This window comes from Collinsella sp. LCP19S3_H3, assembly GCF_052119145.1.
Taxonomy (GTDB): domain Bacteria; phylum Actinomycetota; class Coriobacteriia; order Coriobacteriales; family Coriobacteriaceae; genus Collinsella.
Genome location: NZ_JBQKFW010000004.1, coordinates 1 through 11,652, shown reverse-complemented (window position 1 = coordinate 11,652; position 11,652 = coordinate 1). Strand labels below are relative to the sequence as shown.

Sequence of the window (11,652 nt, the reverse complement as noted above, 5' to 3'; positions counted from 1 at the left end):
GCCACGAAACCGGCCCATCTACTACGTTTAATAGGCTATCGGCAACCACGCCTTGAATTGCAAAAAGAAAACCGCAGGTAGAACGCCTGCGGTTTTTCTATTTTCGGTTTGTGGTTGGGCCATACTGATAAAACGTAGTAGATGGGCCGGTTTCGTGGCGAGTGGCGTTTGTCGGCTCGCCAAAATTTCTATTCCACGACCTTATCCGGCTGGATAAGCTCCTCGTAGTAGCTAATGTGCTCTCGGGCGTCCTCGATTTCGGGCAGCAGGAAGTTGTAGATAACCTCGATGATCATCGTGGCGCTGATCTTGGAGAACGCAAAGTCGCCCGTGGTGAGCAGCGCCTCGTGGTTCACGGTATTAAAGGTGTAGTCGGCTAGGCGAGCAAGCGGAGACTTGCTGTCGCTGCTGATGACGACTACGGTGGCACCACAGCCTCGAGCCGCTTTTGCCATGCGATTCAGTCGACGCGACTTGCCAGAGTTCGAGATCAGCACGATAACGTCGCCGGGGCGCAACGTGAGCGCAAAGCCGATTGATGTCTCGCTGATGGTGCTTGACATACAGCGAAGGCCCAGTTGCGAAAACTTAAACGTCGCGTCGAGCGCAACGGCGTTGGTATTACCTACGGCTGCAAACTCGATAGCCCCTGCGTTCTTAAACGCGTGGACGACGGCTGCCAGTGTATCGTGATCAATGCCATCGATGGTCGCATTGAGTTCACTGACCTTTGCGGCGAGGATGTTTTTGAGGCTCTGCTCCATATTATCGAGCGAGACCTCGTCTGTGAGGCCTTCACTGCGCTGGCTCTCCAGATCGCGCGCCAGCGAAAACTGAAAGCTGCGAAAGCTTCCAAAGCCCAGCTTGCGGCAGAAGCGCGAGACGGTGGCCTCGGAGGTTGCGGCGGCGCGCGAGAGTTGCGCGGCTGTTAGGAGCGGTGCCTCGGACTGGTGCTCTAGGATATAGTCGACAATGCGCTGCTCGGACTCGCTGTATCCCTTGTGCGTGCTAATAAGGGAGAGTGCGCTCTTGCTGCTATCGGACATGAATGACTCCTAGTTGGCATTAAAAGCTGTCTTGTTGTGTGCCGCTCTAGTATACGGGGAAATCAATTACAAGATACACCTTGCTGTTTCAAAAGTTGATGGTAAACTTTCATCGACCGTTTACGGTTGTGAAAGAACCTTTCACCGGAGAAATAGGCTTGATTGCTTCTCATATAAGCGGTGGCTTGGTATCTTTCAGGAGTGGAAAAGCGCGCACCGTAGCGCGTGTAGGGGAGCGCCCGCGGGCGCAGTACTCAAGAAGGAGGGACACATGGCTAAGTTTGACATCATCGCCGCCACCGGTTGCCCGACCGGCATCGCGCACACCTTCATGGCGAAGGAGGCGCTGGAGAAGGCAGCTGCCGAGCGCGGTCTGACCATTAAGGTCGAGACTCATGGCCAGGTCGGTGTCGAGAACGAACTCACGAAGGGTGAGATCGCCGGTGCCAAGGCCGTCGTCGTCGCAGCCGATAAGGATGTCCAGGCGGAGCGTTTCGCCGGTAAGCCCATGGTTTCCGTCGGTGTTTCCAAGGCACTGTCCGTCGAGGCTGCCGGTAAGCTGATCGACCGCGCTCTCGCCGCCAAGGGCGACGACACGGTTGCGGCTGCTGCCGATGTCGAGGATGAGGTCGAGGAGAAGGAGTCCATCGGTCACATCATCTATAAGCACCTCATGAACGGCGTCAGCCACATGCTGGTCTTCGTCGTTGCCGGTGGTGTTCTGACCGCCGTTTCGTTCCTGTGGGGCATCACGTCCTTCGACTCGACGGCTGCCGACTACAACAGCTTTGCCGCTATGCTCAAGATCATCGGCGGCATCGCCATGAACCTCATGGTTCCCGTGCTTTCCGCCTATATCGCCGAGTCCATCGGCAAGCGCCCGGCGCTCGTTCCCGGCTTTGTCGCCGGTATGATCGCCATCCAGGGCCTGCCCGTTAATGCCGAGACCGGCATGATCGATGCCGGTGGTGCCGGCGTGGGCTTCGGCTTCCTGGGCGGCATCGTCGGCGGCTTCCTCTCTGGCTATGTCATCCTGCTGCTCGAGAAGGTTTTTGCCAAGCTGCCCAAGAACCTGGACGGCCTCAAGGCCATCTTCCTGTACCCGCTGTTCTCGACCGCCATCGTCGGCCTGGTCATGCTCGGCATCTCCGGCCCCATGGCTGCCATTAACACCGCCATGATGGACTTCCTCAAGGGTCTGTCTGCCTCTGGCGCTGTTGTCCTGGGTCTTGCCATTGGCTGCATGTGCGCCTTTGATATGGGCGGCCCGGTCAACAAGGCTGCTTACGTCACCGGTACCGCTATGCTTACCGAGGCCCTGGCTGCCGGTGTCGGCACCGACACCTATAACTTCGGCACCAACTTCATGGCTGCCGTCTCCGCCGCCTGCATCGTTCCGCCGCTGATCACCACCTTTGCCGTTATCGTCGGCAAGAAGTATTTCAGCCAGGAGGATCATGACGCCGGTATCGTCAACCTCATCCTTGGTTGCACCCACATCACCGAGGGCGCCATTCCGTTCATGACCAAGAACATCTGGCCCGTCATGCCCATCATGATGCTCGGTTCCTCCATCGCCTCGATTCTGACCATTATGTTCAACGTCCACGATCCGGCGCCTCACGGTGGTTTCCTGGTCCTGCCCGTTGTCGAGAACGGTCCGCTGTGGGTCCTCGCGATCCTCATCGGCGCCGTGGTCGGTGGCATCCTGTTCGTTGCTTTCAAGAAGTATGACTTCGAGAAGAATCAGAAGGCCGCTCCCGCCGCTGCCGCTAAGCCGGTCGAGGCTCCCAAGGCCGCTGCCGTCGAGGCCCCCAAGGCTGAGGCTTCCGACTTCGTGAAGGTCGAGAACGTTTTTGTCGCCGAGGATTTTGCTTCTCGTGACGAGGCCCTGAGCTTTGTCTCCAACCAGGCTGTCAAGGCCGGTATCGCTGACGACGCCGACGCCGTAATGAACGCCTTCCTGGCCCGCGAGGCCGAGGGCACCACGGGCATGATGGAGGGCTTCGCTATTCCGCATGCCAAGTCTGATGCCATTACCGAGGCCGCCGTCATCGTCGTCAAGGACGACTCTGGCGTGACCGGTTGGGACACCATGGACGGCGCTCCCGTCAACGTGGCTATTGCCCTGCTCATCCCCGGTGCCCAGGCCGGCACCACGCACCTCAAGATCCTGTCCAAGGTCGCCGAGGCGCTCATGGACGAGGGCTTCCGTGCCACCGTTAAGGGTTCCACCGACGCTGCCGAGATCGCTAAGACGATCAACGCCCGTCTGGTCTAATCCCGCAGCTTGCGAATAACATCGCCCCCTGTATATAAGGCGGAGACTCCATCGGGGGTCCCCGCCTTTTTTCAAGTAAACCGGTACTGAGGGACGTTCCCTTTCTGCCGACAGTTCGGCATATTCCTCAGTTCACAAGAGGGCATAGACAACCGCATCAACCAGATCAACCAGGCGAATAAACTATCAGCCATAATTTCGTTCGCACGATATTGCTCTGGACCGACCGAGTTTCCGCAGCTCGCCTGCCGGACGGGGCGGTTAAGTTTGTCGCGAGTTCCGCACGCAAAGGAAAGCACTTAATGTGCTTTCCGTCTTGCGCAGGACTGTAGAGCAGCAAACTTAACCGCCCCGCCCGGCAGGCGAGCGTGCAGGAACGACATCTGTCCAACAATTCGTGCGAAACATAATGAAAAACCGTTTGATGTGAGTTAATATAATCAACGTCGTGAATATGGCTCCTGTCGCATTGCTGATAGGGGTTAAACACAAAAAAGGAGTCAATTATGGTTTCTGAGAAGGCTACCCTCATTAATCCTCAGGGTCTTCACATGCGTCCGGCTGGCCTCTTCGCCTCCACCATGGGCAAGTTCGCCTGCGACGTGACGGTCGTCACCCCCGAGAAGGAGGTCAACGGCAAGTCCCCGATGGCCCTCATGGCTGCCGGCATCCCCTGCGGTACCGAGGTCGAGGTCAAGTGCGACGGCGCTGACGAGGCCGAGGCTCTGGCTGCTGCCATCGAGCTCATCAAGAGCGGTCTTGGCGAGTAGAACTCAAACGGGTCGCATGTTGAACAACTAAGTTCATATTTGGGGGCGCAGTGACCTGTTTAAAGGGAACTGCGCTCTTTTGTCATGGATATGGCAAAACGCTTTATCACATGACACGGAGAGAGGAATAGGAATGTATCAGGGAGTCAACGCTTCCGAGGGCATCGGTATCGGCACCGTCATGGTTGCCGTCGAACCCGACTTGACGTTTGAGCCGCACGAGGTTGCTGATTCGGCAGCAGAGAAGGAGCGCTATCAGACCGCTCTTTCGGTCTTCTGCGAGAAGACCCAGGCTCAGGCCGACCACATGAAGGAGACGGTGGGCGAGGCCGAGGCCGAGATCATGAGCGGACACATTGTCCTGGCTCAGGACCCGGGCATGACCGACGCCATCAACGCCGCCATTGACGGCGGCACCTGCGCCGAGCAGGCGCTCATGGACACCTCGACCATGTTTGAGAACATGTTCCTGTCCATGGACGATGAGATGTTCCGCCTGCGCGCGGCAGACATCGCCGACATCCGCACCGGTATTCTGGCCGAGCTTTTGGGCAAGGAGGTCGTCGATCTCTCCGTCCTGCCCGAAAACACTGTCGTTGTCGTGCACGACCTTACGCCGTCCATGACCGCCACGATCGATAAGGTCCACGTTGCCGGTATCGTCACCGAGACCGGTGGCCGCACGTCGCACTCCGCGATCATCGCGCGCGCCCTCGAGATCCCGGCTGTCCTTTCGGTTGCCAACAGCTGCACCGCGCTGCGCAACGGCATGACCGTTGTCGTCGACGGTGGCAAGGGTATCGTCGAGGCCGATCCCGACGAGGAGACGCTTGCCGCCTACACCGCCAAGGCCGAGGCTTTCGCTGCCGAGAAGGCAGCCCTCGAGGCTTTCCGTGGCAAGCCGTCCGTGACTGCCGATGGCATCAAGAAGATCATTGCCTGCAACATCGGTAACCCCGATGACGTGCCCAACGCGCTCGATCACGACGCCGAGGCCATTGGCCTGTTCCGCTCCGAGTTCCTGTTCATGGACTCCGCCGAGCTTCCTTCCGAGGAGGAGCAGTTCAACGCCTATCGCAAGGTTGCCAGCGCGCTCAATGGCGCTCCGGTCATCATCCGCACGCTCGACGTGGGTGGCGACAAAGAGATCCCGTACCTGCACATGGTCAAGGAAGAGAACCCCTTCATGGGCTTCCGTGCCGTGCGTTACTGCCTGGCCAACCCCGACCAGTACAAGGTACAGCTCCGCGCTCTGCTTCGCGCCAGCGCCTTCGGTGATGTCAAGATCATGATCCCGCTCGTCACTTGCGTCGAGGAGGTCTTGGCCGTTAAGGAGCTCGTCGAGGAGTGCAAGTCCGAGCTGACCGAAGAGGGCCGCAAGTTCAACGAGAACATCGAGGTCGGCATTATGGTCGAGACGCCTGCCGCATCGCTGATCGCTGACCGCCTGGCCGAGGTCGCCGACTTCTTCTCGATCGGCACCAACGACCTGATCGGCTACACCATGTGTGCCGACCGTGGTAACGACACCATTTCTAACCTGTACCAGGTGTACTATCCCGCCGTGCTTCGCTCGCTCAAGAACATCATCGAGAGCGGCGTCAAGGCTGGCATCATGGTCGGTATGTGCGGCGAGGCCGCTGCCGATCCGCTGCTTGAGCCGCTGCTGATCAGCTGGGGCCTCGAGGAGTTCTCGATGAGCGCTCCGTCTATCCTTCGCGCCCGCAAGACCATCAGCCAGTGGACCAAGGCCGAGTGCGACGATCTCGCCGAGAAGGCGCTCGCCTGCACCACTGCCGAAGAGGTCAAGGCGCTGCTTGAGGCTGCCGCTCGCTAATTTGGTATCAGAGGTAACCGCGTGGTTGGAATGGGCTGGCCGCGCGGCCCTCAAATATACAGGGGGTACTGTAAATGTTCTACACGCTAACCGCTAACCCGGCTGTCGACATGACGGTTTCGAGCTCTCCGCTCGAGCCCGACGAGAACGTCCGCACCGGCTCGGCCAGCTACACGGCTAACGGCAAGGGCCTCGACGTGTCCTTCGCCTTTAAGAAGATGGGCGTCGACACCGTCGCGCTCGGCTTCTTCGCCGGCTTCACGGGCAAGTTCATCGTCGAGGAGGTCATGAACCTGGGTTGCCTGTGCCGCCCGGTTTGGACCGACGGCATCACGCGTATCAACACCTATGTCAACGATGGCCAGCACGAGTACGGCATCCTTAACCCCGGCGCCCCGATTACGCCGGAGCACCAGAAGGAGCTCTACAACATCCTGGACACCGCGGGCGATCTTGAGTGCCTGATCGTCTCCGGCTCCGTGCCTCCCAAAGCTACGCCCGACTTCCTGGCTCAGGTCATGGATCACGCTCAGGCTCGTGGCGCCGACGTCGTCCTGGACCTGTCTTCCGACAAGCTCAAGGAGCTCGCTCACAAGAAGCCGCTGCTCATCAAGCCGAACCATCACGAGATGAAGGCCATCTTTGGCGTGCAAGTCGACACCGACGACGAGGTCCGCGTTGCTATGAAGATGGCTCACGATGCCGGCGTCCAGAACGTGCTGCTCACCCGTGGTAGCCGCGGCGACGCTTACTTCTCCAACGGCGAGGACATCTGGTACGCTAAGCGTGAGTTCAACATCAAGCTGGTTTCTTCCGTCTGCGCCGGCGACTGCACGCTCGCTGCGTTCCTGCACAAGTGGTACAGGGATCGCGACAACGTCGAGGAGGCCATGAAGCTCGCTATGGCCACCGGCGCCAACGTTGCCGAGTCCGTGGGCATCGGCGACTTCGGTCACGTCGATGAGTATAGTAAGCGCGTTGCTGTCCGCAAGCTCGATCGCAAGTAAGCGAAACGCTACATATTCTTGACTATATGGCGCCCCGGTTTAAGCCGGGGCGCTTATTTGTAAATTGCAAATGAGCTTCAGGGCAAGCACTCCTGATTTTTTTTGCCCCGCCTTGCTGCTTTTCTGGCGACCTGCACGCGTTCTACACCGTTCGCCGAGTTGCTATGGTCTTTTCACAAGGTGTGGAATATACTTTCATTATCACGTTGCTTTGTGAAAGGAACATTCATGATTTACACGCTCACTGCAAATCCCGCCATTGATTACAACATTTCCTGCGACGGACTTTCCGCCAACACCGTCACCCGCACGCGCAACGCGGTCTATACGCCCAATGGCAAGGGTCTCAACGTCTCGTTCACCCTCGATCACTACGGTGTCGACACCACGATCCTGGGCTTTTTTGCCGGCTTCTCAGGCGAGTATATCGTCAAGGGCGCCGAGGCCCTGGGTGTGCCCGTCAAGCCCGTGTGGACTGACGGCATCACGCGCGTCAACGTTTTCCTCAACGCCGGTCCCGATACCGAGTACAACATGGTCAATGCAGGCGCTGCCATCAATGCTGCCAACGAGCAGGAGATGTTTGAGCTCATCGATTCGCTCGACGACATGACCTGCCTGGTCATTAGCGGCTCGCTGCCCCCCAACACCTCCGAGGGTTTCCTGGCCGAGGTTCTTCGCCGTGTTAAGGCAAAGGGTGCCGAGTTCGTGCTCGATATTTCGAGCCATCAGCTGGCTGATCTCATTGCCATGGAGCCGTTGCTCATTAAGCCCAACGACGACGAGCTGCTCGACATCTTTGGCATTAAGGTGAGCGGTGGCGACGACGAGACCGTTAAGTGCGCTATGGCTGAGCTGCATGCCAAGGGCGCTAAGAATGTGCTGTTGACCCTTGGTGGTGACGGCGCGTACTTCTCCAACGGCGAGCACATTTGGTTTGCCAAACGCACCTTTGAGGTCAAGCTGCTCTCGACGGTCTGCGCCGGCGATTCCTCGCTTGCCGCCTTCCTGTCCGTGTGGCATGATGCCCCCGAGTGCGTCGAGGACGCCCTGCGCCTCTCGATGGCAACCGGTGCCAACGTGGTCGAGTGCCCTGGTTTGGGCGATTTTGCCAAGGTGGACGAATATAAGAAGCACATCGACGTTCGCCAGGTCTGCTAACCGTTTAGACATATCGTTGCCGAACACCCGCTTTGGATCTCCGAGGCGGGTGTTTTTATCTGTTGGCCGCATGGGCTCTACTGTCTTGTTCGCGCGAATCGACGATGTGATTTCATGTGCGCTCACGGTTGTTTCTTGCTAGACTGCTTGAGAACCATCGTTTAACGCTTGCAAGCGTAGGAGGCCATAGGTATGTGTAATGTTTCGCTCAACGGTACGCAGCCCACAGATGCCTCCCTGCGTGTGCTACGTGCGCTTGAGGACGCCGGTCTCGAGGCCTGGTTCGTAGGCGGTTGGGTACGTGACGCCCTGATGGGACGTCCCAGCCACGATGTTGACATGTGCTGTAGCGGCCTGTGGCAAGAGTCCAAGGCGGCGCTCGAGGCAGCCGGCATTGCGGTAGTTGAGTCGGGCATAAAATTTGGCGGCATTACCGCCCTTTGTGACGATGAGCGTATTGAGGTCACGACGTATCGCCTGGACGGTTTTTACACCGATGGTCGCCATCCTCAGAGTGTGGAGCGTGCGGCGTCGCTTGAGGACGATCTGGCACGTCGTGACTTTACCGTTAACGCTATGGCTTGGCATCCCCAGCGCGGTCTTGTCGACCGTTATGATGGCCAGGGCGACCTGGAGCGTAAGCTGATTCGTGCCGTCGGAGATCCCAAGCGTCGCTTTAACGAGGATGCGCTTCGCATGCTGCGCGCCGTGCGTTTTGCCTGCCGTCTGGATTTTATGATCGAGCCTAAGACCAAACAGGCGCTTGCCGAGTGCTCGCCGCTGCTCGATGCCGTGGCACGCGAACGCGTGGGCATTGAGCTCGAGGGGATTCTATCGACCGGTCATGGGGGAGACGCGATGCTACGCTATCCCGAGCTTGTTTGCGCCGCCGTGCCCGAGCTTGCGCCGGCTCGTGGGTTTGACCAGCGCAGCGTCTACCACGCCTTTAATGTCTACGAACATATCGCTCGCGTTTTGACGGTAGCGGGGGAGCTGGCGCTGTGTGACGGTGTGGCGCCTTCGTCGAGCTTAATGTGGGCAGCGTTTTTGCACGATGTCTCCAAGCCCGATTGCTTTACGGTCGATCATGCGGGCAGCGGCCACTTTTACGGTCATCCTGAGCTTGGCGCCAAGAAAGCGCGCGCTATTATGGATCGCTTGGCGCTTTCGCACGATTTGGTTCGCGACGTGTGTCTGCTTATCAGGTTTCACGATAAGCCGTTGCGCCCCGAGCGCTCCTGTTTGCTCAATATGATGCGCTCGCTTTCGGGTGAGGGCGTCGACACACCGCGTTTGATTGACGAGCTTATGGACCTTAAGCGTGCCGATACGCTGGGTAAGGCACCGTCGTGCTTCTATTACGTCGAGACGATCGAGGAGATGCGTTCGCTCGCACACGAACTGTTGGAAGCGGGGGAGCCCTATACGCTTAAGATGCTTGGCATCAACGGAGGGGACCTAATTCGCGCCGGCGTCAAACCGGGGCCTGAGCTGGGACAGCTGCTCAACGTCGCCCTCGACGCCGTGATCGAGAATAACGTTCCCAATACCCGTGAAGCCCTTCTGGCTCACCTCAACCTGGGGTAGCTAATTTGGGACGGGGCTTTTTTAGCTACCCCCGCTGTTAATAGGACGAACAATAGTGATTCTGGCAGGGGTAGCTAAAAAAGCCCCGTCCCAAATTAGCTACCAGGTTGACCTGTGTGTTCCATAACCTCACGACAAAATTTGGCCAATTTGGAATTTCTTCTTGCGCTCGCGTTTTTTGTCCCGTAATATATGTCCTCGCAGCACGGCAGTGCAGGTGTCATGTGGCCCGTTCGTCTAGCGGTTTAGGACGCCGCCCTCTCAAGGCGGAGATCACCAGTTCGAATCTGGTACGGGCTACCACTTCTTTTCTGCTGAGGCTTATGGCCCGTTCGTCTAGCGGTTTAGGACGCCGCCCTCTCAAGGCGGAGATCACCAGTTCGAATCTGGTACGGGCTACCAAGTTTTGGATACCCGACCTTCTTTTCGAGGGTCGGGTTTTTTATTACCTGCGGGCTTGTCTGTTAATCCCATTTGCCCCACAGCTTTACGTTTTGCTTATCTCCCATACGGGTACAATAGGCCAGATACATTGACGGTCAGAAGGAGCCTCATGACGGAGTCCTCTCAGCATACCCCAAAGCCTCAAGTCGATGTTTCGGGCGGCGATGACAACAAGAGCGCACGTCGTGGTGCCATCTTTATTGGCATTGTGCTGGTGGGCTATATCGTCTATTTGGTCGTGACCGGTCAGATGGGTCAGTTCTGGGCCGCCATGGCTAGCGTTCAGGCGCCGTGGCTCGCTGCCGCGTGCTTCTGCATGTTCCTATACTTGTTTTTTGGCATCGTGGCGTACGCGATTGCCGTATGGCTCGATCCCAATTCGCCTGTCGGCATCCGCGACCTCATTTCGGTCGAGGCGAGCGGCATCTTCTTTGGCAACCTGACGCCCATGATGATGGGCTCCACGCCTGCCCAGATTTATCGCCTGACCAAAGCCGGCCAAAATGTGGGCGAAGCGGGTGCCACGCAGTTCACCCGCTTTATCGTGTACCAGTTTGGTTTGGTGGCATGGGGTGCCATTCTGCTGCTCGCCCGCATGCCGTTTTTCGCCGAGCGCTATGGCGACATGACGCTGCTTTGCGTCTTTAGTTTTGGCGGCCACTGCTGCATTCTTCTCGGCATCTTTGCCGTGGCGTTGATGCCCAAGACCGTCACGCGCGTCGCACATTGTATTATCAATTGGCTCGAGCGCATGGGCGTTTCCGCTACTAAGATCGAGGGCTGGCGTACCTTTGTCGATGGCGAGATCTACTCGTTTTCCGAGAAATTCAAACTCTCTGCCGGCCATTTTTCGTCCATGCTGCTCACGGTCGTCATCACCATGTTGCAGCTGGCGTTTTTCTACCTGGTTCCGTATTTTTTGATGCTTGCCTTTGGTCAGTACGACGTTGACTTTTTCTCGGTCATGGCGGCGAGTGCTTTTGTACAGCTGTTGAGTTCCGCCGTCCCGCTGCCTGGCGGCACCGGTGGTGCCGAGGGCGGCTTCGCGCTGTTCCTGGGTCACTTTTTTGGCACGGCAGCGACTGCCGGCTATCTGCTTTGGCGTCTGATCACCTTTATCGCGCCGACCATTTTGGCCGCCCCTCTTTTGGGCCTTAAGAGCGCTCATAACGAGAGTATCCATGCGCGCTGGGACCGTATGATGTGCAAGCTCGGGCGCACTCCTCAGAAGCCTTCTGCGTCCGTTAAGGCACATCCAGCCTCTCAGGTTACCGTGGACCCCAATCAGCATGCTCAAAAGACTGCTGTGGCCTCTAAACCGGCACGGAAGACCTATGTTCGTCAGACTGGCGACGGTATCCGCGTTTCCCCTGCGGCGCTCAATAAAAAGAAGCGGCCCTAGAGCCCAGTTGAACTGCACCCCAAAACTTGGACGGCTTAAATAAGAACTACGCCGCAAGGGGCTGGTTCCGGAACTCCTCCGGGGTCAGCCCCTTCAGTTTAACCTGCCTTCGCCTCG

The 11,652-nt window shown here is 58.1% G+C and carries 9 protein-coding genes and 2 tRNA genes; 9 read left to right on the top strand and 2 right to left on the bottom strand.

What is annotated here, in order from left to right; genetic code table 11:
- Positions 1 to 188 precede the first annotated feature (188 nt).
- Positions 189 to 1,046, bottom strand: a complete 858-nt coding sequence (locus ACTQZF_RS02795) for a MurR/RpiR family transcriptional regulator (RefSeq protein ID WP_427795869.1) — start codon at positions 1,044 to 1,046, stop codon at positions 189 to 191.
- Between the two features lie 271 nt (positions 1,047 to 1,317).
- Here ACTQZF_RS02795 and ACTQZF_RS02790 point away from each other — a divergent pair, with 271 nt between their 5' ends.
- From ACTQZF_RS02790 to ACTQZF_RS02750, 9 genes are all read left to right on the top strand, one after another.
- Positions 1,318 to 3,327 carry a fructose-specific PTS transporter subunit EIIC gene (locus ACTQZF_RS02790; protein ID WP_441048795.1) on the top strand — a complete coding sequence of 670 codons (2,010 nt, stop codon included), beginning with the start codon at positions 1,318 to 1,320 and terminating at the stop codon, positions 3,325 to 3,327.
- Between the two features lie 506 nt (positions 3,328 to 3,833).
- Positions 3,834 to 4,097 (top strand): HPr family phosphocarrier protein, encoded by a 264-nt coding sequence (locus ACTQZF_RS02785; protein ID WP_154515548.1) that lies wholly within the window; start codon positions 3,834 to 3,836, stop codon positions 4,095 to 4,097.
- A 133-nt stretch (positions 4,098 to 4,230) separates the two neighbouring features.
- Complete coding sequence (ptsP, locus tag ACTQZF_RS02780; protein WP_441554501.1) at positions 4,231 to 5,934, top strand: phosphoenolpyruvate--protein phosphotransferase; 1,704 nt, start codon at positions 4,231 to 4,233, stop codon at positions 5,932 to 5,934.
- A 74-nt stretch (positions 5,935 to 6,008) separates the two neighbouring features.
- Positions 6,009 to 6,941, top strand: coding sequence for a 1-phosphofructokinase family hexose kinase (locus ACTQZF_RS02775; protein ID WP_441554500.1), 933 nt, complete (start codon positions 6,009 to 6,011; stop codon positions 6,939 to 6,941).
- 228 nt (positions 6,942 to 7,169) lie between these two features.
- Positions 7,170 to 8,102 (top strand): 1-phosphofructokinase family hexose kinase, encoded by a 933-nt coding sequence (locus tag ACTQZF_RS02770; protein WP_427795365.1) that lies wholly within the window; start codon positions 7,170 to 7,172, stop codon positions 8,100 to 8,102.
- 192 nt (positions 8,103 to 8,294) lie between these two features.
- The gene (locus tag ACTQZF_RS02765; protein ID WP_441554499.1) at positions 8,295 to 9,689 is read left to right on the top strand and encodes a CCA tRNA nucleotidyltransferase; all 1,395 of its coding nucleotides are present in this window, start codon (positions 8,295 to 8,297) and stop codon (positions 9,687 to 9,689) included.
- A 226-nt stretch (positions 9,690 to 9,915) separates the two neighbouring features.
- A tRNA-Glu gene (locus ACTQZF_RS02760) sits at positions 9,916 to 9,992 on the top strand.
- A 22-nt stretch (positions 9,993 to 10,014) separates the two neighbouring features.
- A tRNA-Glu gene (locus tag ACTQZF_RS02755) sits at positions 10,015 to 10,091 on the top strand.
- Positions 10,092 to 10,242: 151 nt separating this feature from the next.
- Positions 10,243 to 11,535, top strand: a complete 1,293-nt coding sequence (locus ACTQZF_RS02750; protein WP_427793548.1) for a lysylphosphatidylglycerol synthase transmembrane domain-containing protein — start codon at positions 10,243 to 10,245, stop codon at positions 11,533 to 11,535.
- A gap of 46 nt (positions 11,536 to 11,581) precedes the next feature.
- Here ACTQZF_RS02750 and ACTQZF_RS02745 read toward each other — a convergent pair.
- The coding region (locus tag ACTQZF_RS02745; protein ID WP_441554575.1) for an IS3 family transposase at positions 11,582 to 11,652 on the bottom strand (71 nt) is incomplete at its 5' end.